The 20,655-nt window shown below is 62.5% G+C and carries 22 protein-coding genes; 2 read left to right on the top strand and 20 right to left on the bottom strand.

Annotated elements, in window-relative coordinates; genetic code table 11:
- Positions 1-2: 2 nt before the first annotated feature.
- The 5 genes from ccmE to ccmA form a co-directional block, all read right to left on the bottom strand.
- Complete coding sequence (ccmE, locus tag I9018_RS08580; RefSeq protein ID WP_068578480.1) at positions 3-458, bottom strand: cytochrome c maturation protein CcmE; 456 nt, start codon at positions 456-458, stop codon at positions 3-5.
- Complete coding sequence (ccmD, locus tag I9018_RS08575) at positions 455-631, bottom strand: heme exporter protein CcmD (protein ID WP_022643069.1); 177 nt, start codon at positions 629-631, stop codon at positions 455-457. Before ccmD ends, ccmE begins: the two co-directional genes overlap by 4 nt.
- On the bottom strand, positions 628-1,383 hold the full coding sequence (locus I9018_RS08570; RefSeq protein WP_068578478.1) for a heme ABC transporter permease: 756 nt from the start codon (positions 1,381-1,383) through the stop codon (positions 628-630). Before I9018_RS08570 ends, ccmD begins: the two co-directional genes overlap by 4 nt.
- 78 nt (positions 1,384-1,461) lie before the next feature.
- On the bottom strand, positions 1,462-2,130 hold the full coding sequence (ccmB, locus tag I9018_RS08565; protein WP_068578476.1) for a heme exporter protein CcmB: 669 nt from the start codon (positions 2,128-2,130) through the stop codon (positions 1,462-1,464).
- On the bottom strand, positions 2,127-2,762 hold the full coding sequence (gene ccmA / locus I9018_RS08560; RefSeq protein WP_068578474.1) for a cytochrome c biogenesis heme-transporting ATPase CcmA: 636 nt from the start codon (positions 2,760-2,762) through the stop codon (positions 2,127-2,129). Before ccmA ends, ccmB begins: the two co-directional genes overlap by 4 nt.
- A gap of 196 nt (positions 2,763-2,958) precedes the next feature.
- On the opposite strand from ccmA, the gene I9018_RS08555 reads away from it, so the two are divergent.
- Positions 2,959-4,539, top strand: a complete 1,581-nt coding sequence (locus I9018_RS08555; RefSeq protein WP_241109203.1) for a flagellar hook-length control protein FliK — start codon at positions 2,959-2,961, stop codon at positions 4,537-4,539.
- Positions 4,536-4,865 (top strand): EscU/YscU/HrcU family type III secretion system export apparatus switch protein, encoded by a 330-nt coding sequence (locus I9018_RS08550; protein WP_124346128.1) that lies wholly within the window; start codon positions 4,536-4,538, stop codon positions 4,863-4,865. Before I9018_RS08555 ends, I9018_RS08550 begins: the two co-directional genes overlap by 4 nt.
- Positions 4,866-4,922: 57 nt before the next feature.
- On the opposite strand, the gene I9018_RS08545 is transcribed toward I9018_RS08550, so the two are convergent.
- The 15 genes from I9018_RS08545 to flhB form a co-directional block, all read right to left on the bottom strand.
- A complete protein-coding gene (locus I9018_RS08545; RefSeq protein ID WP_068578458.1) occupies positions 4,923-5,315 on the bottom strand; it encodes a DUF2802 domain-containing protein in 393 nt (130 codons plus the stop codon).
- The gene (locus I9018_RS08540) at positions 5,316-5,798 is read right to left on the bottom strand and encodes a chemotaxis protein CheW (RefSeq protein WP_011060011.1); all 483 of its coding nucleotides are present in this window, start codon (positions 5,796-5,798) and stop codon (positions 5,316-5,318) included.
- A gap of 79 nt (positions 5,799-5,877) precedes the next feature.
- Positions 5,878-6,756 (bottom strand): CheW domain-containing protein, encoded by an 879-nt coding sequence (locus I9018_RS08535; RefSeq protein ID WP_241109202.1) that lies wholly within the window; start codon positions 6,754-6,756, stop codon positions 5,878-5,880.
- Positions 6,757-6,840: 84 nt separating this feature from the next.
- Positions 6,841-7,629 (bottom strand): ParA family protein, encoded by a 789-nt coding sequence (locus tag I9018_RS08530; protein WP_068578460.1) that lies wholly within the window; start codon positions 7,627-7,629, stop codon positions 6,841-6,843.
- 50 nt (positions 7,630-7,679) lie between these two features.
- Complete coding sequence (gene motD / locus I9018_RS08525) at positions 7,680-8,564, bottom strand: flagellar motor protein MotD (protein ID WP_241109201.1); 885 nt, start codon at positions 8,562-8,564, stop codon at positions 7,680-7,682.
- 2 nt (positions 8,565-8,566) lie between these two features.
- Complete coding sequence (locus I9018_RS08520; protein ID WP_068578465.1) at positions 8,567-9,307, bottom strand: flagellar motor protein; 741 nt, start codon at positions 9,305-9,307, stop codon at positions 8,567-8,569.
- The gene (locus tag I9018_RS08515) at positions 9,307-10,425 is read right to left on the bottom strand and encodes a chemotaxis response regulator protein-glutamate methylesterase (protein ID WP_068578467.1); all 1,119 of its coding nucleotides are present in this window, start codon (positions 10,423-10,425) and stop codon (positions 9,307-9,309) included. The genes I9018_RS08520 and I9018_RS08515 overlap by 1 nt, the downstream gene beginning before the upstream one ends.
- A 47-nt stretch (positions 10,426-10,472) precedes the next feature.
- Complete coding sequence (locus I9018_RS08510; RefSeq protein WP_124346126.1) at positions 10,473-12,749, bottom strand: chemotaxis protein CheA; 2,277 nt, start codon at positions 12,747-12,749, stop codon at positions 10,473-10,475.
- 12 nt (positions 12,750-12,761) lie between these two features.
- Positions 12,762-13,550: a protein phosphatase CheZ gene (locus tag I9018_RS08505; RefSeq protein WP_068578533.1), complete on the bottom strand. Its 789-nt coding sequence runs from the start codon at positions 13,548-13,550 to the stop codon at positions 12,762-12,764.
- Between the two features lie 30 nt (positions 13,551-13,580).
- The gene (locus I9018_RS08500; protein ID WP_003183998.1) at positions 13,581-13,952 is read right to left on the bottom strand and encodes a chemotaxis response regulator CheY; all 372 of its coding nucleotides are present in this window, start codon (positions 13,950-13,952) and stop codon (positions 13,581-13,583) included.
- Between the two features lie 166 nt (positions 13,953-14,118).
- Positions 14,119-14,859, bottom strand: coding sequence for an RNA polymerase sigma factor FliA (gene fliA / locus I9018_RS08495; protein ID WP_011060003.1), 741 nt, complete (start codon positions 14,857-14,859; stop codon positions 14,119-14,121).
- A complete protein-coding gene (fleN, locus tag I9018_RS08490; RefSeq protein WP_016963180.1) occupies positions 14,856-15,686 on the bottom strand; it encodes a flagellar synthesis regulator FleN in 831 nt (276 codons plus the stop codon). Before fleN ends, fliA begins: the two co-directional genes overlap by 4 nt.
- A gap of 118 nt (positions 15,687-15,804) precedes the next feature.
- The gene (flhF, locus tag I9018_RS08485; RefSeq protein ID WP_068578535.1) at positions 15,805-17,127 is read right to left on the bottom strand and encodes a flagellar biosynthesis protein FlhF; all 1,323 of its coding nucleotides are present in this window, start codon (positions 17,125-17,127) and stop codon (positions 15,805-15,807) included.
- Between the two features lie 11 nt (positions 17,128-17,138).
- On the bottom strand, positions 17,139-19,268 hold the full coding sequence (gene flhA / locus I9018_RS08480) for a flagellar biosynthesis protein FlhA (protein ID WP_124346125.1): 2,130 nt from the start codon (positions 19,266-19,268) through the stop codon (positions 17,139-17,141).
- A gap of 211 nt (positions 19,269-19,479) precedes the next feature.
- The gene (flhB, locus tag I9018_RS08475) at positions 19,480-20,655 is read right to left on the bottom strand and encodes a flagellar biosynthesis protein FlhB (protein WP_241109200.1); all 1,176 of its coding nucleotides are present in this window, start codon (positions 20,653-20,655) and stop codon (positions 19,480-19,482) included.

The raw sequence follows: 20,655 nt of genomic DNA, 5'->3' as shown, positions 1-20,655 counted from the left end.
GCTTAACCCTCCTTGGCCGGGGTCGGAGCAGACTGGCCGCTGTCTTTCAGGGCCTTGGTGACTTCCGGCGGCATGTACTTCTCGTCGTGCTTGGCCAGTACTTCATCGGCCACCACCACGCCATCGGCATTGATCTTGCCCAGGGCGACGATGCCCTGCCCTTCGCGGAACAGGTCCGGAAGAATGCCGCGGTAGGTGATGGTCACGGATTTGTTGAAGTCGGTGACCACGAACTTGACGTCCAGCGAGTCGGCGGAGCGCTGCAGGGAACCGGCCTCGACCATGCCGCCGGCACGGATGCGGGTGTCATGGGGGGCTTCGCCATTGGCGATCTGGGTCGGGGTGTAGAACAGGTTGATGTTTTCCTTCAGCGCACTGAGGGCCAGGCCGACGGCGATGCCCACGCCTACCAGGATCGCCAGGATGATCAAAAGACGCTTTTTACGCAGCGGATTCACTTACCGTTCTCCCGGCGCAGACGACGCGCCTCTTGTTGCAGATAGCTCCTGCGGTCCAGGATCGGCGCCACCAGCTCACGCACCAGGACCACCAGGCAGATGCCATAGGCCGACCAGACGTACAGGCCGTGATGGCCCATGGCGAGAAAGTCGCTGAAGGATGCAAAGCTCATTGTGCGGCCTCCAGGCTGCGTTGGACTTCGGCCTTGACCCAGCTGGTCCGGGCTTCGCGCTTGAGTACCTCAAGACGCATGCGCAGCAACAGCACCACGGCGAAGAAGCAATAGAAACCCAGTACCGTCAGCAACAGCGGCAGCCACATTTCCACTGGCATGGCAGGTCTTTCGGTCAGGGTGAAGGTGGCGCCCTGGTGCAGGGTGTTCCACCACTCCACCGAGTACTTGATGATCGGGATGTTGACCACACCGACAATCGCCAGTACCGCACAGGCCTTGGCGGCGCTGTCGCGGTTGCTGATGGCGGCGTTCAGGGCCATGAGGCCGGCGTACAGGAACAGCAGGATGAGCATCGAGGTCAGCCGGGCATCCCAGACCCACCAGGAGCCCCAGGTCGGCTTGCCCCAGATGGCCCCGGTCACCAGCGCCAGGAACGTGATGGAATGGCCGATGGGCGCCGCGCATTGCAAGGCGACGTCGGCCAGTTTCATTTTCCACACCAGCCCGACCACGCCACATACGGCCAACATGACATAGCAGGACTGGGCCAGCATCGCCATCGGCACATGGATGTAGATGATGCGGAAGCTGTTGCCCTGCTGGTAATCCGGTGGTGCAAAGGCCAGGCCCCAGACCACGCCGATACCGATCAGCAACACGGCGGCAACGCTCAGCCAGGGCAGCAGCTTGCCGCTGATGCCGTAAAACCATTTCGGCGAGCCGAGCTTATGAAACCAGGTCCAGTTCATTCGTTGTTTCCATCACGGTTGCTCTTCGCTTTCACGAACAGCCAGGGTCTTTACTGGTTAAAAAACAACCAGACCTCATTATTCGCCGACGCTGATCTTCAGGCCAGCAGCTATTGCAAAGGGTGTCAGGGTTACTGCCAGGGCAGTCAGGCTACCAAGCCATAGCAGGAAACCCGTCGCCGGCAGCCCTTGCAATGCTGCCTGCAAGGCACCACTGCCCAGAATCAACACCGGGATATACAAAGGCAGGATCAGCAGCGCCAGCAACAGGCCGCCGCGCTTGAGTCCCACCGTCAATGCCGCGCCTACCGCTCCAAGCAGGCTGAGTACCGGCGTGCCCAGCAGCAACGAGAGCAATAGCACCGGCAGGCAAGCTACCGGCAGCCCCAGCATCACGGCCAGCAAAGGCGACAGCAATACTAGTGCCAGACCAGAAAAAACCCAGTGTGCCAGTACCTTGGCCAGGACCAGAAGTGCCAGGGGGTGCGACGAAAGGACCCACTGCTCCAGGGAACCATCTTCGAAATCACTGCGAAACAGCCCGTCCAGCGAGAGCAGGACGGACAATAGGGCCGCTACCCAGACCAGCCCAGGAGACAAGGTTTGCAACAATTGTGTCTCAGGTCCCACCGCCAGCGGAAACAATGCGACAACGATTGCGAAAAATACCAGGGGGTTGGCCAACTCCGCCGGGCGACGGCACAGCAGCCGTGCTTCCCGGGCGACCAACAAGGCAAAGACACTCATGCGGCCCACCGTCCAAGATCGATATCGCGATAACCCGATGGCGTCCGGGTCAGGCTGTGGTGGGTCGTCAGCAGCACGATGCCGCCTCGTTCGCAGTGGGCAGCCAGGTGCTCCTCGAGCTGGGCCACCCCTTGCTTGTCGAGGGCGGTGAAGGGCTCATCGAGAATCCACAGCGGTGGGCTGTCCAGGTACAAGCGCGCCAGGGCCACGCGACGCTGCTGGCCGGCGGACAAGGTATGGCAGGGCACGTCTTCGAAACCTTTGAGGCCAACGGCAGCCAGGGCCTGCCAGATCGCTTCGCGCCGAACCGGTTGATGCAGGGCGCAGAGCCAACGCAGGTTTTCCTCGGCAGTGAGCAGATCCTTGATGCCAGCGGCATGCCCGATCCACAACAGATTGCGCGCCAGTTCGGCACGCTGGGCATGCAGTGGCTGGCCATTGAGCAGTACCTGGCCACTGGTGGGTTGCATCAGTCCGGCAAGCAGGCGCAGCAGGCTGGTCTTGCCACTGCCATTGGGGCCGCTGATCTGCACCATGTCTCCAGCCGTCAGGCGCAACTCGAGGTGTTCAAACAGCATCCGCCAATCGCGCTCACAAGCGAGTGCAACGGCTTCGAGAAGAGGGCTGGTCAAGGGATAACGGGCCTTTACGGGTTCAAGTCGGCAGTGGAGCGGCCGTTAAAGGGATGCAGGATAAATGCATTGGCGGCCTGTTCTAGAGAGCTGCGTCAAACAATTGTATTGTTTTTACCACTCCTTCAAAGACGGGCGGCATTATACATGTGAGTCCCTACCTTATAGGGGGTTAATTTCCACAGGTTGTGTCCGAATGACAGGCGAAATGAACATCCTCCCGCTGCCACCGACGCCCGCTCCCGGCGCCTCGCGTCCCCAGGTGCCCAGTGGTGAACTGCTCAAGCTGACGCTGCCGCTGGAAGGGCTGATCGCCGCCGGCCAGAGCGCCAAGGCTGAAGTGCTGTCGCTCAAGCAGACCGACCAGACCTTCGAGCTGCTGCTCAAGCTGACCTTGGACAATGGCCGGCAAACCACCTTGCAGGCCACCAGCAGCCAACCCCTGCCCCAGGGCACCAGCCTGGCGGTGACCCAACCGTCGGCGGGCAACCTGGCCATCACGGTGCAGCAGGCCATCGCCTCCAGCGTTGCCGCCTTGACCCGACTGGACACCACGCAACTGCCACCCGGCACCCTGCTGCAGGGCAAGGTACTGACTTCCCAGGCGCTGCCCCAGGGGAGCAACCAACCCGTGGTGTACCGCTCCCTGGTGAGCCTGCTCAACACCGCCCAGAGCGGCAGCACCCTGAGCCTGGAAAGCCCGCAGCCACTGCGTATCGGCAGTTTGTTGAGCGCCCTGGTCAGCGACGCTCAGACCCTGAATTTCGTCCCCTTGAGCAACCGCCAGGATCAACTGGCCATTGCCGCCCAACTGGCGACCCAACAAGGCCGCCAGGGCTCCTTGGGGGCTCTGCTCAATGCCTTGCAAAATCTGCCGGCCGACAGCGACCAGGCAGACACGCAACTGCGCTCAGCAATCGAGCGCCTGCTGGGCAACCTGCCCGATGCGCAACAACTGAGTACCAGCCGTGGGGTGGCTCAAGCGCTGCTGGGCAGCGGTGCGTTTCTGGAAGCCCAACTGGCCACCGGCAATCCAGGCCAGGCATCGGACCTCAAGGCCGACCTGCTACGCCTGGTCGCACAGCTGACGCCAGCCCTGCCCTCCTCCACCAGCCTCAATGCCATCCTGGCCGCCAGCACACTGGCCCAGTCGCTACCGAACTTCGTGCGCGGTGCACTGGGAACCCTCGGCCAACTCGCCAGCAAGCCCACGCCCGGTGGCTTCCCGCTCCCCGAACGCTTGTTGCAGAGCCTGGAAGGTTCAGACAGCCTGGAACAACTGCTGCGCCTGGCTGCTGCAGCGATATCACGCCTGCAGAGCCATCAACTGGCCAGCCTGGAACAAAGCGGGCGCACCGACGACGGTCGACTGCTGACGACCTGGCAGCTGGAAATCCCCATGCGCAACCTGCAGGACATCGTGCCGTTGCAGGTCAAGCTGCAACGCGAGGAGCCGCCCGAGCCGGAACAACAGCCCCAGAACAAACGTGAGGAACGCGAGCCCAGGCAGGCGCTATGGCGAGTGGACCTGGCCTTCGACCTGGAGCCGCTGGGCCCCTTGCAAGTCCAGGCACAATTGATCCAGGGCCGCCTCTGCAGCCAGCTGTGGGCTGAGCGCCCCTACACCGCAAGCCTGATCGAAAGCCACCTGGGCAACCTGCGCGAGCGCTTGTTGGCCTCGGGCCTGAATGTCGGCGACCTGGATTGCCACCTCGGCATCCCTCCCCAAGGTCCACAAACCCGATTGGAACAACGCTGGGTCGACGAAACCGCATGAAGCACTCTGCCCCACCCCGCCAGGCCATCGCCCTGAAATATGACGGCCAACAGGCCCCGATGCTCACCGCCAAGGGCGATGACGAACTGGCCGAAGCCATCCTGAAGATTGCCCGGGACTATGAAGTACCGATCTATGAGAACGCCGAACTGGTGAGATTGCTGGCCCGGCTGGAGTTGGGCGACAGCATTCCGCCGGAGCTGTACCGGACCATCGCCGAGATCATCGCGTTCGCCTGGAACCTCAAGGGCAAGTTCCCGGCAGGCCACGATCCGCAACAGATAGAGTCGGAGAAGGACGTCACCGAACGCGGCGACGATTACTAGAAGAGCCGCTGCAAGCCATGAGCCGCAAGCTTGAAGCTTGCGGCTTGCGGCTGACGGTCAGCCTCTGTGCAGCTTGCTGACCAGCTCTGCCTCGGCCTGGGTCAGGCCGCAGGACTGGGTCAACTCGTCAACGCTGGCACCCATGCCGACCAGGCGGGCAGCCTGGGCGAAGGACAGACTTGAGGGGTCTCGCTGCTCCAGCTGGGCCAGCTTGTCCGGCAACGGCGCCACGACTGCGCGCAGCTCATGCAGGTCTTCGCCCATGCGCACCGTACCGTTCTGGTAATGGTCGACGCGCTTGGCCAGCTCCTTGATCCGCTGGTCGCGCAGGGCGTCGCCTTCTGCCTGCTGCGCAGCGATCTGGCGCTGGTTGCGGGCATAAGACAAGAACATGGCCAGTGTGGCGACCCAGAAGATCGCCAGGACAATAACCGCTACCTCGAGGATCAATCAGATACTCTCCAGTTCCGACCATTCCTCTTCGCTCATCATCTTGTCCAGTTCGACGAGGATCAGCAGCTCGCCGTTCTTGTTGCAGACGCCCTGGATGAACTTGGCCGACTCTTCATTGCCGACATTCGGTGCAGTCTCGACTTCCGACTGACGCAGGTAGACCACTTCGGCCACGCTGTCGACCATGATCCCGACCACTTGCTTGTCGGCTTCGATGATGACGATCCGAGTGTTGTCGTTGACCTCGGTGGGCACCAGGCCGAAGCGCTGGCGAGTGTCGATCACGGTGACCACATTGCCCCGCAGGTTGATGATCCCCAGGACATAGCTGGGCGCGCCCGGCACCGGAGCGATCTCGGTGTAGCGCAGGACTTCCTGGACCCGCATCACGTTGATGCCATAGGACTCGTTATCCAGCTTGAAGGTGACCCATTGCAGGATCGGATCTTCGGAACCCTGTGCAGACGACGACTTATTCATACCCTGACCCCTCAAAATACCGTTGAAAACGGCGTGTGTTCTGTATGGCCGCGCCCCACTGGCGCGGCCTGTGTTTGGTTCACTTCGGCTTGTGGGCCGCTTGACTGATTGCCAGCTGCTTGGCGCCACCGGTGGCGATCAGCTCCGCCAGTTCGGCCACGTCAAGCAGGGCGCACATGTGTTCGATCACCGTGCCCGCCAGCCACGGGCGTTGGCCACGATGGCTGCGCCACTTGATTTCATTGGGGTCCAGGCGCAACGAGCGACTGACCTGATGCACGGCCAGTCCCCACTCGTAGCCCTGGACCGAGATCACGTACTGCAGGCCCTGGCGAAAATCATCGCGATACCGATCCGGCATGACCCAGCGCGCGGTATCCAGGACCTTGAGGTTGCCCGCCTGGCTCGGCAGGATGCCGAGGAACCATTCCGGCTGTCCGAACAACGGCGTCAACTCCTGGCCGGCCAGGGAGTAGATCGAGCCCAGGCAGACCAGGGGCACTGCCAGGGTCAGGCCGGCGACATCGAACAGCAGGCACTCGAAAGGCTCGGCCGCCCAACTGGGACGATCGCTGCCGGCGGCTGGCGGCGGCGTGTTGCTCGGCGGCAGGTGAACTTCCACCAGCGGTGGCACCAGCGCCTGGAGCATCGGCACCACGGGGCTGGGCAAGGGCGCCGGTGCATCCATTACCGGGGCCGCCGGTACGACCTTGGCTTGCTCGGCAGGTGCCGCCTGGTGCTGGCTCCGTGCATCCCGGGCCTGCTCCTCCAGCACCGCAGCCTGGAACTCGTCCAGGACTTCGCTGGAAACCTCCTCGACGAGTGGGGCGGCGGGCAACACGATCTGCGCTGCCGGCTCCGGAACCTGCTCCTCTTCGGTAGCGTCCTGCAGCAACGCGTCCAGGTACGACTGCAATGCCAGCTGCGGCCGGTTCTTGATATCCAGGGGACGATTCATGAGGACACCCATGCAGACACCCCTGCATAACGATCTGTAGGGGTTATCGGCTGCACTGCCGGGCGACTTGAATGGCACTTCACGTCAGGCCACCTGCGCCACGAGTTGCTGGGCCAGCAGGTGCTTGAGCAAGGCCTTGTAGGCCAGGACCCCGCGACTCTTGCCATCGAACTGCGAAGGAGTGACTCCAGCCCGGCTGGCATCGCGCAAGCGCGTATCCACGGGGATATAGCCCTGCCAGATCTCCTCGGGAAACTTGTCGCGCAGGATCCGCAATGTGCCCAGGGAGGCCTGGGTCCGACGGTCGAACAGGGTCGGCACGATGGTGAACGGCAGCGGCTGCTTGCGCGAGCGATTGACCATCGCCAGGGTATTGACCATGCGCTCCAGGCCCTTGACCGCCAGGTGCTCGGTCTGCACCGGGATCACCAATTGCTGGCTGGCCGCCAGGGCGTTGACCATCAGCACCCCCAACAGCGGCGGGCTGTCGATCACGGCATAGTCGAAGTCCTGCCACAACTGGGCCAGGCTCTTGGCAATCACCAGGCCCAGGCCGCTCTGCCCCGGCGACTGGCGCTCCAGGGTCGCCAGGGCGGTGCTCGATGGCAGGAGCGAGATGCGTTCATGGCTGGTGCCCAGCAGCAACTGCCCAGGCAGATCCTCGGGCACATTGCCCTTGTGCAGGAACAGGTCGTAGCTGCTGTGCTCCAGGCTGTCAGGGTCATAACCGAAATAACTGGTCATGGAGCCGTGGGGGTCGAGGTCGACCACGACCACGCGCTTGCCCGCCTCCGCCAGCAAGCCGGCTAAAGCGATAGAACTGGTGGTTTTACCAACACCACCCTTTTGATTGGCAACAGCCCAGACTCTCATTCGGTTTGTTCCTCCCGCCCGGCCACAGCAGGGCGAGACATAGCGCAAAGTTATAAAGCAGGTGACGGAGAATTGACGGCGTTCCTCTGTACCGGCGTTTTCACCGCGGTTGGTGCAGTTTGTGTGCCAGCCCGCTTGAGTGCCGCATCCGGCGTCGCATTGGCGCTGCCTGTGCCGGTCAGGCTACGGCGCACATCCAGGTTTCGCGAGACCACCAGCACCACCCGGCGATTGCGTGCCCGGCCCTCGGCGGTGGCATTGTTGGCCACCGGCTGGAACTCGCCATACCCTACCGAAGCCATGCGTGCCGGGTTCACTCCCTGCATCGCCAGCATGCGCACGATACTTGCCGAACGTGCCGAAGACAGCTCCCAGTTAGTGGGGTACTGCATGGTCTGGATCGGCTGGTTGTCGGTAAAACCCTCGACATGGATCGGGTTGTCGAAGGGTTTGAGGATCTTCGCCACCTTGTCGATGATGCTGAACGCCTTGTCGCTGGGCATGGCATCGCCGCTGCCGAACAGCAGGCTGGAATTGAGCTCGATCTCCAGCCACAGCTCGTTGCCACGCACCGTCATCTGGTCGGAGCTGATCAAGTCGCCGAAGGCAGCGCTGATATCGTCGGCGATGCTCTTGAGCGGGTCGCTACCACCGGAAATACCCGCGTCGGTCTGCTCGCTGTCCTTGACCAGAGGCTTGGCCGGAGTCACGGTCTTGGGCCGTTCGTCACCAATGGGAACCGGCTTGAGGGCGCGATCGGAATCGGTGAAGACCCCGACCAGCGCTTCGGAAATGACCTTGTACTTGCCCTCGTTGATCGAGGAGATCGAGTACATGACCACGAAAAACGCGAACAACAGGGTGATGAAGTCGGCGTAGGAAACCAACCAGCGCTCGTGGTTGACGTGTTCTTCATGCTGACGACGACGGGCCATAATCAGTCCATGAAGCCTTGCAGCTTCAGCTCGATGGAGCGGGGATTCTCGCCTTCGGCGATGGACAGGATGCCCTCCAGGAGCATTTCCCGATACCGCGATTGGCGCAGGGCGATGGACTTCAGCTTCGCCGCGATCGGCAACAGCACCAGGTTGGCACTGGCCACGCCATAGATGGTGGCGACGAAGGCCACGGCGATACCACTGCCCAGCTGCGATGGATCGGCCAGGTTGCCCATCACGTGGATCAGGCCCATGACCGCCCCGATGATACCGATGGTGGGGGCATAGCCGCCCATGCTCTCGAACACCTTGGCGGCCTCGATGTCACGGCTCTCCTGGGTGTAGAAGTCGACTTCCAGGATGCTGCGGATCGCTTCCGGCTCGGCGCCATCCACCAGCAACTGCAGGCCCTTGCGCGAATAGGTATCCGGTTCGGCATCCGCCACGCCTTCCAGGCCCAGCAGGCCCTCCTTGCGCGCCGTCAGGCTCCAGTTGACCACCCGGTCGATACCGCCAGCCAGGTCGACCCGCGGCGGAAACAGGATCCACGCCAGGATCTGCATGGCGCGCTTGAAAGCACTCAGCGGCGACTGCAACAAGGCCGCGCCGATGGTCCCGCCAAGCACGATCAAGGCTGCCGGACCATTGGCCAGGGCCGACAGATGACCACCTTCAAGGTAGTTGCCGCCCACGATGGCGACGAACGCCATGATGATGCCGATAAGGCTGAGCACATCCATTACAGGCAAGCCTCGACCAGGTGCCGGCCGATATCGTCCAGGCTGTACACCGCATCCGCCAGGTTGGCCTTGACGATGGCCATGGGCATGCCATAGATCACGCAACTGGCCTCATCCTGGGCCCACACCGCGCTGCCGCCCTGCTTGAGCAACCGTGCGCCTTCGCGACCGTCCGCCCCCATGCCGGTGAGCACCACCGCCAGAACTTTGTCGCTATAGGACTTGGCCGCCGAGCCGAAGGTAATGTCCACGCACGGCTTGTAGTTCAGGCGCTCGTCGCCGGGCAGGATCTTCACCGCACCGCGGCCGTCGACCATCATCTGCTTGCCGCCGGGGGCCAGCAGTGCCAGGCCTGGACGCAGGATGTCGCCATCCTCGGCTTCCTTGACGCTGATCTTGCAAAGCTTGTCCAGGCGCTCGGCGAAGGCCTTGGTGAAGGCCGCCGGCATGTGCTGGATCAACACGATCGGCGCCGGGAAGTTGGCCGGCAGCTGGGTCAGCACCCGCTGCAGCGCCACCGGGCCGCCAGTGGAAGTACCGATGGCCACCAGTTTGTAGGCCTTGCGCTTGGGCGCTGGCGCCGCCGGACTGGCAGCCGGTGCCGGAGCACGACTTGGAGCCGGGGCTGGTGCCGGGCGGCTGCTGCCGAAGCTGGACGCAGCCGGCGCCGCAGCGGCAGTCGGCTGCGGAGCTGGCGTGCTGTAGCTGCTGAAGCGACGATTACTGCGCGAGATGCTATGGACCTTCTCGCACAGCAGTTGCTTGACCTTCTCGGGGTTGCGCGAGATGTCCTCGAAATTCTTCGGCAGGAAGTCCACGGCCCCGGCGTCCAGCGCATCGAGGGTCACCCGCGCGCCTTCATGGGTCAGGGAAGAGAACATCAGGACCGGGGTCGGGCAGCGCTGCATGATGTGCCGCACTGCGGTGATGCCGTCCATCATCGGCATCTCGTAGTCCATGGTGATCACGTCCGGCTTGAGGGCCAGGGCCTGATCGATCGCCTCTTTACCATTGGTCGCGGTACCGACGACCTGGATGCTCGAATCCGCAGAAAGAATTTCCGAGACGCGGCGGCGGAAAAAACCCGAATCGTCCACCACCAGGACTTTGACTGCCATAAACACTCCGTTAGGTGGGGCGAGGCCAAGCGCCCCTCCCCTCCGAATCAAATACGCCGTGCGGCGTAACGCTTGAGCATGCTCGGGACATCGAGGATCAGTGCGATGCGACCATCACCCGTGATGGTGGCGCCGGACATGCCCGGGGTTCCCTGAAGCATTTTGCCCAAGGGCTTGATGACCACTTCTTCCTGGCCCACCAACTGATCGACGACGAAGCCGATCCGCTGGGTGCCCACCGAAAGGATCACTACGTGGCCTTCGCGCTGCTCTTCATGAGCGGCGGAACTGACCAGCCAGCGCTTGAGGTAGAACAAGGGCAAGGCCTTGTCCCGCACGATCACCACTTCCTGGCCGTCCACCACATTGGTGCGCGACAGATCGAGGTGGAAGATCTCGTTGACGTTGACCAACGGGAAGGCGAACGCCTGGTTGCCCAGCATCACCATCAGGGTCGGCATGATCGCCAGGGTCAACGGCACCTTGATCACGATCTTCGAACCCAGGCCCTTGGTCGAGTAGATATTGATCGAGCCGTTGAGCTGGGAAATCTTGGTCTTGACCACGTCCATGCCCACACCGCGACCAGAGACATCGGAGATCTCGGTCTTGGTGGAAAAGCCCGGGGCGAAGATCAGGTTGTAGCACTCGGTATCGCTCAGGCGATCGGCGGCGTCCTTGTCCATCACCCCGCGCTTGACCGCGATGGCGCGCAGGACATTGGGGTCCATGCCCTTGCCGTCGTCGGAGATCGACAACAGGATGTGGTCGCCCTCCTGTTCCGCTGCCAGCACCACCTTGCCCAGACGGGACTTGCCCGACTCCTCGCGCTCTTCCGGCGACTCGATACCATGGTCCACCGCGTTGCGCACCAAGTGCACCAGCGGGTCGGCCAGGGCTTCCACCAGGTTCTTGTCGAGGTCGGTTTCTTCCCCCACCAGCTCCAGGTTGATCTCTTTCTTGAGCTGCCGGGCCAGGTCGCGAACCAGGCGCGGGAAGCGCCCGAAGACCTTCTTGATCGGCTGCATGCGGGTCTTCATCACCGCGGTCTGCAGGTCGGCGGTAACCACGTCGAGGTTCGACACCGCCTTGGACATGGCCTCGTCGCCACTGTTGAGACCCAGGCGCACCAGGCGGTTACGCACCAGCACCAGCTCGCCCACCATGTTCATGATTTCGTCCAGGCGCGCGGTATCCACGCGCACCGTGGTTTCTGCTTCACTGGCAGGCTTTTCCGCCGGGGCCGCAGCCGCTGCGCGGGCTGGGGCCGGGGCAGCGGCTGGCTTCGGCGCTTCGGCCTTGGCTTCGGCTTTCGGCGCGACTGGCTTGGCCACCGCAGCGGCGGCCGGGGCGGATGGCGCAGCCGGTGCGGAAGCCGCTGCCGGGGCCGCGGGCTTGGCTGTCCCCGGGGTGTCGGAGAACTTGCCTTTGCCATGCAGCTCGTCGAGCAGGGATTCGAATTCGTGATCGCTGATCAGGTCGCTGCCCGCGGCGGCGGCACTGGCTGCCGGCGTAGCGGGAACGGCGGCCACGGCCGATTCCAGCGCGTCAACGGCAAAGTTGCCCTTGCCATGCAGCTGATCGAGCAAGGCTTCGAATTCATCATCGGTAATTTCATCGCTGCCGGCGGCTGCGCCGCTGTCGGCACTGGCCGCGGCAGGTGCGATGGCATCGGGGGCGAACTGGCCCTTGCCATGCAACTGGTCCAGCAGGGACTCGAACTCGGCATCGGTGATTTCATCACTGGCCGCTTCGCCCTCGACCGCTGGCGCAGCAGCAGGTGCAGCCTCGGCTTCGGCCTTGGCAGCGCTCAGCGAGTCGAGCAGGAGTTCGAATTCATTGTCGGTGATATCGCCCGACGGGCTTTCGGCCGCAGGCTCCGCTACCACTTCCACCACCTCTTCCACCACCGGTTCGGGGGCGGGTTCGGCACCAGCCGGCTCAGCCAGGCGGGCCAGGGCGGAAAGCAGTTCAGGTGTCGCAGGAGTGATCTCGGAACGCTCGCGGACCTGGCCGAACATGCTGTTCACCGTGTCCAGCGCTTCGAGTACCACATCCATCAGTTCAGAATCGACACGCCTCTCACCCTTGCGCAGGATGTCGAAGACGTTCTCGGCGATATGGCAGCACTCCACCAGCTCGTTGAGCTGGAGGAAGCCGGCGCCCCCTTTAACAGTGTGAAAACCGCGAAAAATTGCGTTGAGCAGATCCGCATCATCCGGCCGGCTTTCCAGCTCGACCAGTTGTTCGGACAGTTGCTCTAGAATCTCGCCGGCCTCAACCAGGAAATCCTGAAGGATCTCTTCATCGGCGCCGAAGCTCATTAATGGGTGCTCCTAGAATCCAAGGCTGGAAAGCAAATCGTCTACATCGTCCTGACCGGACATAACGTCTTCCCGTTTATCGGCATGAATCTGCGGACCTTCACCCTTAGCGAGATGTTTTTGCGGATCTTTTTCCGCCAGGATCGAGGCACGGTCATGTTCGATGCCGGCGAAACGATCGACCTGGCTGGCCATCAAGACGAGTTTGAGCAAATTGCTTTCGACTTCCGTGACCAACTGGGTCACGCGCTTGATCACCTGGCCGGTAAGGTCCTGGTAATCCTGCGCCAGAAGAATGTCGTTGAGGTGGCCCGAGACGGTACGGGTCTCCTGTTCGCTACGAGTCAGGAAACTGTCGACCCGACGCGCCAGCTCGCGAAACTCCTCGGCCCCGACCTCGCGCCGCATGAAGCGCCCCCAGTCCACGCTCAACGCCTGGGCTTCGCTGCTCAGGCCGTTGACCAGCGGGGTGCTGCTCTCCACCAGGTCCATGGTGCGGTTGGCCGCGGCTTCCGTCAGCCGGACCACGTAGGACAGGCGCTCGGTGGCATCCGTGATCTGTGAAACTTCCTCGGCTTGCGGCATGTGCGGATCGATCTGGAAATTGACGATCGCACTATGCAACTCGCGGGTGAGCTTGCCCACTTCCTGGTACAGGCCGCGGTCACGGGTCTGATTGAGCTCATGGATCAGTTGCACAGCTTCGCCGAACTTGCCCTTTTCCAGGCTTTCGACCAGCTCCAGCGCATGTTTTTTCAGGGTCGACTCAAAGTCGCCCAGTGAAGATTCGTTATGCTCCATAGCTCCCCCGTGGCGCAATGGCTACGCATCTCAACCGATGCGTTCGAAGATCTTCTCGATCTTCTCTTTCAGCGCCTGGGCCGTGAATGGTTTGACGACATAGCCGTTTACGCCGGCCTGGGCGGCTTCGATGATCTGCTCGCGCTTGGCTTCGGCAGTGACCATCAGTACCGGCAGGTGCTTGAGTTTTTCATCGGCGCGCACATGACGCAGCAGGTCGATACCGGTCATGCCCGGCATGTTCCAGTCCGTTACCAGAAAGTCGATGCTCCCGCTGTTGAGAACCGGGATGGCAGTGGTGCCATCGTCGGCCTCGACCGTGTTGGTGAAACCCAGATCACGCAACAGGTTTTTTATGATCCGCCGCATCGTTGAGAAGTCATCAACGATGAGGATTTTCATGTTCTTGTCCAATTCGACCTCCAAGCAGTCTTAAACGCATCCAGTACCTGGATACGCCATTCAATCAATCCGGCATAACACGCAACGACTGCATGGAGCACATACTGCAAAACCGGCCAGGCACAAGGCCCGACCGGTCTTGGGCGCAGTGTCCCCACACTGCCTGTCAGCGCGCTCGCCACTCCCCCAAACGCCCCCGCAAGCGGGCCGCGCACTGGCTGTGTAACTGGCTGACCCGCGATTCGCTGACCCCCAGGACCTCACCGATTTCCTTGAGGTTCAGCTCTTCGTCGTAGTACAGCGCCAACACCAGTCGCTCGCGCTCCGGCAAATTGGCAATCGCATCCGCCAACGCGGCCTGGAAGCGTTCATCCTCCAGGTCCCGTGACGGCTCGAGATGAGCACTGGCGCCATCCTCGTGCAGCCCTTCGTGTTCGCCGTCCTGCAACAGGTCGTCGAAACTGAACAGTCGGCTGCCCAGGGTGTCGTTCAGAATCCCGTAATAATCATCGAGGCTCAATTGAAGTTCGGCCGCAACCTCGTGATCTTTAGCGTCACGACCGGTTTTAGCTTCAATTGCGCGAATGGCATCACTGACCATGCGCGTATTACGGTGCACCGAACGCGGGGCCCAGTCGCCTTTACGAACCTCGTCGAGCATCGCACCGCGGATACGGATACCCGCGTAGGTCTCGAAACTCGCACCCTTGCTCGCGTCGTACTTGGTCGACACTTCGAGCAAACCGATCATCCCGGCCTGGATCAGGTCTTCCACCTGGACGCTGGCCGGCAACCGCGCCAACAGGTGATAGGCAATACGCTTGACCAGGGGCGCATAGCGCTCGATCAGTTCGTATTGGCTGTCACGCGCCGACTTCTTGTAGAGGTTGTAGCCACTGGCAGTCATAGCACCGGTCCCGCTGTTTGATGCACTAGCCGCTCGACAAAAAACTCCAGGTGCCCGCGAGGGTTCGCCGGCAATGGCCAGGTATCGACTTTTTGCGCGATGGCCTTGAACGCCAATGCACATTTCGAACGAGGAAAGGCTTCATAGACCGCACGCTGCTTTTGCACGGCCTTGCGCACGCTTTCGTCGTAGGGAACTGCGCCGACATATTGTAAGGCCACGTCCAGGAACCGATCAGTGACCTTGGTCAACTTTGCAAACAGGTTGCGCCCTTCCTGGGGGCTCTGGGCCATGTTGGCCAGGACTCGGAAACGGTTCATGCCGTAGTCGCGGTTGAGCAGCTTGATCAGGGCGTAGGCATCGGTGATCGAGGTCGGCTCGTCGCAGACCACCAGCAGCACTTCCTGGGCCGCGCGGACAAAACTGACTACCGAGTCACCAATACCCGCAGCAGTGTCGATCACCAGCACATCGAGGTTGTCGCCGATGTCGCTGAAGGCCTGGATCAGGCCGGCATGCTGGGCCGGGCTCAGGTGCACCATGCTCTGGGTGCCCGAGGCTGCCGGCACGATACGGATGCCACCCGGGCCCTGGAGCAGCACATCGCGCAGCTCGCAGCGCCCTTCGATGACATCGGCCAGGGTACGTTTGGGGGTCAGTCCCAGCAGGACATCGACATTGGCCAATCCCAGGTCGGCATCCAGCAGCAACACCCGCCGGCCGAGCTCAGCCAGAGCCAGGGACAAGTTCACTGACACATTAGTCTTGCCGACGCCACCTTTGCCGCCGGTCACCGCAATCACCTGTACGGGATGCATGCTGCCCATGTTCTTTCTTTACCTTGTCTTACTTAGACGGGGCCACATAACTGGCTGCGTGTTCACCATTGGAACAGTGCCTGGCAGACCATCGATGTAGATACGCTGCAATCTATCCATGAGTACCTCAACCGACCCGCTTGGCCGGATTGTGGTACAGGTCAGCGAACATGTCGGCCATGGCCTCTTCGCTGGGTTCTTCCTGCATCTGCACGCTCACTGCGCGGCTCACCAACTGATGCCGGCGGGGCAGATGCAAGTCGTCAGGAATCCGCGGCCCATCGGTCAGATAGGCAACCGGCAGTTCGTGACTGATGGCCAGGCTCAACACCTCGCCAAGACTGGCCGTTTCATCCAGTTTAGTCAGGATGCAACCGGCCAGGCCGCAGCGCTTGTAGCTGTGGTAGGCGGCGGTCAGCACCTGCTTCTGGCTAGTGGTGGCCAGCACCAGGTAGTTCTTCGCCCGGATACCGCGACCGGCCAGGCTTTCCAGTTGCATGCGCAGCGCCGGATCGCTGGCCTGCAGGCCGGCGGTATCGATCAGCACCACGCGCTTGCGCAACAGTGGGTCCAGGGCCTGGGCCAGGGACTGGCCAGGGTCGACATGGGTCACCGAGACATTGAGGATCCGCCCCAGGGTCTTGAGTTGCTCCTGGGCGCCGATGCGATAACTGTCCATGCTCACCAGCGCGATGTTCTGCGCACCGTACTTGAGCACATAGCGCGCCGCCAGCTTGGCCAGGGTCGTGGTCTTGCCCATGCCGGCCGGGCCGACCATGGCAATCACCCCGCCCTCCTCCAGAGGCTCGAGCTCCGGTGTCTGGATCATCCGCGCCAGGTGGGCCAGGAGCATGCGCCAGGCCTGGCGAGGCTCGTCGATATCGGTGATCAATGCCAGCAGGTCGCGCGCCAGCGGGCCGGAAAGGCCAATGCGCTGCAGCCGGCGCCAGAGATTGGCCTGCTCCGGACGACTGCCCTGCAACTGGCTCCAGGCCAGGGAGCCCAGCTGGACTTCCAGCAGCTCGCGCAGGCCGTTGAGCTCGAAACGCATCGAATCCAGGGCGCGATTGTCCACCGCCGGTGCAGCAGGGGCTGGCGCCGGGCGCGGGCGCTCGGTCAGGGTCGGCTCGATCAGGGGCTCGGCGGCGGTCAACGGCAGGCCGGCGAACAACTGACGGTTGGTCATCGAGGTGCTGTCGCCCTCGCTGCGCAGGCTGAGTTCGGCCTGGGCCGTGACGATCCGCGACTGAGTCTTGCGCAGCTCGTCCTCGAGCTCCATGTTCGGAACCCGCGGCGACAGTGCCGACAACTTGTAATCCAGCGCCGCCGTCAGCTCGACACCACCGGCGATCCGGCGGTTGCCGATGATGGCAGCCTCAGCGCCCAGCTCATCACGAACCAGCTTCATGGCCTGACGCATATCGGCGGCGAAAAAACGCTTAACTTGCATAACCCACTACCTCAGCCGTTGGGCCCTACTGTCGCAACGATGGTCACTTGCTTGTTGTCAGGAATTTCCTGGTACGCCAGCACATGCAAACCCGGAACGGCCAAGCGACCGAACCGCGAGAGCATGGCGCGGACCGGACCTGCAACCAACAGGATCACCGGTTGACCTTGCATCTCTTGACGCTGCGCCGCTTCGATCAGCGAACGCTGCAGCTTTTCTGCCATGCTTGGCTCGAGCAGAACGCCTTCTTCCTGGCCTTGTCCTGCCTTCTGCAAACTGCTGAGCAAAATTTGTTCCAACCTTGGCTCCAAGGTGATCACAGGCAGCTCGGACTCAGTGCCTACAATGCTTTGGACAATGGCGCGCGAGAGTCCGACGCGGACCGCAGCCACCAAAGCGGCAGTATCTTGACTCTTAGCGGCATTGTTGGCGATCGCCTCGGCAATGCTGCGAATGTCCCGCACGGGCACCTGCTCGGCCAACAGCGCCTGCAGCACCTTGAGCAACTGCGACAACGACAGCACGCCCGGCACCAGCTCCTCGGCCAGCTTCGGCGAACTCTTGGCCAGCAGCTGCATCAGTTGCTGGACTTCCTCGTGGCCGATCAGCTCACTGGAATGCTTGTACAGAATCTGGTTCAAGTGGGTCGCGACCACGGTACTGGCGTCCACCACGGTGTAGCCCAGGGATTGGGCCTGGGGCCGCTGGCTGATCTCGATCCATACCGCTTCCAGGCCGAAGGCCGGGTCCCGGGCGGCGATGCCATTGAGCGTGCCGTAGACCTGCCCCGGGTTGATCGCCAGCTCGCGATCCGGGTAGATCTCGGCCTCGGCCAGGATCACGCCCATCAGGGTCAGGCGATAGGCGCTGGGCGCCAGGTCCAGGTTATCGCGGATATGCACGGTGGGCATGAGGAATCCCAGATCCTGGGACAGCTTCTTGCGCACGCCCTTGATCCGCGCGAGCAACTGCCCACCCTGGTTGCGGTCCACCAAGGGAATCAGGCGGTAGCCGACTTCCAGGCCGATCATGTCGATGGGGGTCACGTCATCCCAGCCCAGCTCCTTGGTTTCCATGGCGCGCGCCGGGGATGGCAGCAGTTCCTGCTGGCGCTGCACCTCTTCCTCGGCCCGGATCTTGGCCTGCTGCTGCTTTCTCCAGACCAGGTAGGCCGCACCACCTGCCACCAGCGCCAGGCTGAGGAAGGACACATGTGGCATGCCCGGCACCAACCCCATCACCGCCATCAGCGCGGCGGCGACGGCCAGCGCCTTGGGCGAGGCGAACATCTGGCGATTGATCTGCTTGCCCATTTCCTCGGAACCCGAGGCCCTGGTCACCATGATCGCCGCCGCGGTGGACAGCAGCAGCGAAGGCAGCTGCGCCACCAAACCGTCACCGATGGTCAGCAAGGCATAGACCCGACCCGCGTCGGCAAAGGTCATGTTGTGCTGGAACATGCCGACCGCCATACCGCCGATCAGGTTGATGAACAGGATCAGCAGGCCGGCGATGGCGTCACCGCGAACGAACTTGCTGGCACCGTCCATGGAACCGTAGAACTCGGCTTCCTGGGCGACTTCGGCGCGGCGCGCCTTGGCCTGGTTCTGGTCGATCAGGCCGGCGTTGAGGTCGGCGTCGATGGCCATCTGCTTGCCGGGCATCGCGTCCAGGGTGAAGCGCGCGCTCACCTCGGAGATCCGCCCCGCACCCTTGGTCACCACCACGAAGTTGATGATCATGAGGATCGCGAAAACCACGATACCCACGACATAGTTGCCGCCGATCACCACTTCGCCGAAAGCCTGGATCACCTTGCCCGCAGCGGCATGCCCCTCTTGGCCGTGGAGCATCACCACCCGGGTCGAGGCCACGTTGAGCGCCAGGCGCAACAAGGTCGCCACCAGCAGGATGGTGGGGAAGACGGCAAAATCCAGTGGCCGCAAGGCGTAGACGCAGACCAGCAGGACCACGATCGACAGGGCGATGTTGAAGGTAAAGAACACGTCCAGCAGGAACGCCGGCACCGGCAGCATCATCATGGCCAGCATGACCAACAGCAGCACCGGCACACCCAGGTTGCCCCGACCAAGGTCGGCCAGGTTACTGCGAGCCGTGTTGATTAACTGAGTGCGATCCACCGATTTACCCCGTTCCGTAAAGCAAACTTTTGACGCCTGAAGCGATACAGGGCGGCTACTGCAAGAAGCCTTCCAACTTTCACCTGGACAGCTCGATCAAGCATTTGCGCCCATTTCGTCACGCAAGGAGCTGCACCTGGAAGGACTTGGGGAAGGTTAATAGCAATTAGCCATTTTTCTGACGAGCAAGCCCGAACGGGCGAGGCTCGTGCTAGGCAGGTTTCGCCGGCCCCGAAGCCGGTCGATTGCCGGCGCTGTCGCGCTGCAAGTCGTCGGGGATCTGCGGTTCCTTGAGCGGGTCCGGGCGCTTGCCCTTGCCGGCGCGATGTTGGCGAATCTGATAGACGTAGGCCAGGACCTGGGCCACCGCCAGGTACAGGCCCGCCGGGATCTCCTCCTCAAGCTCGGTGGAGTAGTAGATCGAGCGAGCCAGAGCCGGGGACTGCAGCAACATGATCTCGTGAGCCGTGGCGATCTCGCGGATCTGTTGCGCCAGGAAGTCCGTGCCCTTGGCCAGCAGCATCGGCGCCCCGCCCTTCTCGGCATCGTACTTGAGGGCCACGGCATAGTGGGTCGGGTTGGTGATCACCACATCAGCCTCAGGGATGGCCGCCATCATCCGCCGCTGGGACATCTCGCGCTGCACCTGGCGAATCCGCTGCTTGACCTCCGGTCGCCCCTCCTGGTCCTTGTGCTCGTCGCGCACTTCCTGCTTGGTCATCATCAGCTTCTTGTGGGCCTGGTACAGCTGCACCGGCACATCCACCGCGGCAATCAGGATCAGCCCGCAAGCCATCCACAAGGTGCTCCAGCCCACCACCTGGACACTATGGATGATCGCCAGCTCAAGGGGCTCATGGGCGATCCGCAGCAGGTCGTCGATATCGGAGGACAACACCGACAGCGCCACGAATAGCACCAGGCTGAACTTGGCCAGGGCCTTGAGCAGCTCGATCAACGCCGTAAAGGAGAACATCCGCTTCAGCCCATTGGCCGGATTCATCCGGCTGAACTTGGGCGCCAGGCTCTTGCCGGCGAACAGCCAGCCCCCCAGGGAAATCGGCCCGATGATGGCCGCCAGCAGCAGCGTCAACAGCACCGGCTGCACCGCCAGGATGGCGATCTTGCCCGAGTGCAGCAGATACAAGCCCATGGCCCCGGGACTGAGCAGCACATCGCGCGGCAGGGAAAAATTCAGGCGCATGATCTCCAGGAGGTTCTGCGCCAGGTTCGCACCGAAGACCAGCAGGCCTCCGGCCCCGGCCAACATGATGGCCAGGGTGTTGAGCTCCTTGGAGCGAGCGATCTCGCCCTTTTCCCGGGAGTCCTTCTTGCGTTTCTCCGTGGGGTCTTCTGTCTTGTCCTGACCGCTCTCGCTCTCAGCCAT

The sequence above is a fragment of the Pseudomonas sp. MPFS genome, assembly GCF_022537035.1.
GTDB lineage: Bacteria > Pseudomonadota > Gammaproteobacteria > Pseudomonadales > Pseudomonadaceae > Aquipseudomonas > Aquipseudomonas sessilinigenes.
The sequence above is the reverse complement of the archived record's forward strand: the minus strand, read 5'-3'. Positions and strand labels throughout refer to the sequence as shown.

Excerpts from the sequence above, each read along its gene's own strand:
- I9018_RS08510 (WP_124346126.1), bottom strand. The coding sequence starts at position 12,749 with ATGAGCTTCGGCGCCGATGAAGAGATCCTTCAGGATTTCCTGGTTGAG.
- ccmD (WP_022643069.1), bottom strand. The coding sequence starts at position 631 with ATGAGCTTTGCATCCTTCAGCGACTTTCTCGCCATGGGCCATCACGGC.
- flhF (WP_068578535.1), bottom strand. The coding sequence starts at position 17,127 with ATGCAAGTTAAGCGTTTTTTCGCCGCCGATATGCGTCAGGCCATGAAG.
- fliA (WP_011060003.1), bottom strand. The coding sequence starts at position 14,859 with ATGACTGCCAGTGGCTACAACCTCTACAAGAAGTCGGCGCGTGACAGC.
- I9018_RS08555 (WP_241109203.1), top strand. The coding sequence starts at position 2,959 with ATGACAGGCGAAATGAACATCCTCCCGCTGCCACCGACGCCCGCTCCC.
- I9018_RS08540 (WP_011060011.1), bottom strand. The coding sequence starts at position 5,798 with ATGAATAAGTCGTCGTCTGCACAGGGTTCCGAAGATCCGATCCTGCAA.
- I9018_RS08535 (WP_241109202.1), bottom strand. The coding sequence starts at position 6,756 with ATGAATCGTCCCCTGGATATCAAGAACCGGCCGCAGCTGGCATTGCAG.
- I9018_RS08530 (WP_068578460.1), bottom strand. The coding sequence starts at position 7,629 with ATGAGAGTCTGGGCTGTTGCCAATCAAAAGGGTGGTGTTGGTAAAACC.
- motD (WP_241109201.1), bottom strand. The coding sequence starts at position 8,564 with ATGGCCCGTCGTCGTCAGCATGAAGAACACGTCAACCACGAGCGCTGG.
- I9018_RS08500 (WP_003183998.1), bottom strand. The coding sequence starts at position 13,952 with ATGAAAATCCTCATCGTTGATGACTTCTCAACGATGCGGCGGATCATA.
- I9018_RS08550 (WP_124346128.1), top strand. The coding sequence starts at position 4,536 with ATGAAGCACTCTGCCCCACCCCGCCAGGCCATCGCCCTGAAATATGAC.
- ccmB (WP_068578476.1), bottom strand. The coding sequence starts at position 2,130 with ATGAGTGTCTTTGCCTTGTTGGTCGCCCGGGAAGCACGGCTGCTGTGC.
- fleN (WP_016963180.1), bottom strand. The coding sequence starts at position 15,686 with ATGGGCAGCATGCATCCCGTACAGGTGATTGCGGTGACCGGCGGCAAA.
- flhB (WP_241109200.1), bottom strand. The coding sequence starts at position 20,655 with ATGGCTGAGAGCGAGAGCGGTCAGGACAAGACAGAAGACCCCACGGAG.
- I9018_RS08515 (WP_068578467.1), bottom strand. The coding sequence starts at position 10,425 with ATGGCAGTCAAAGTCCTGGTGGTGGACGATTCGGGTTTTTTCCGCCGC.
- I9018_RS08570 (WP_068578478.1), bottom strand. The coding sequence starts at position 1,383 with ATGAACTGGACCTGGTTTCATAAGCTCGGCTCGCCGAAATGGTTTTAC.
- I9018_RS08505 (WP_068578533.1), bottom strand. The coding sequence starts at position 13,550 with ATGGAGCATAACGAATCTTCACTGGGCGACTTTGAGTCGACCCTGAAA.
- I9018_RS08520 (WP_068578465.1), bottom strand. The coding sequence starts at position 9,307 with ATGGATGTGCTCAGCCTTATCGGCATCATCATGGCGTTCGTCGCCATC.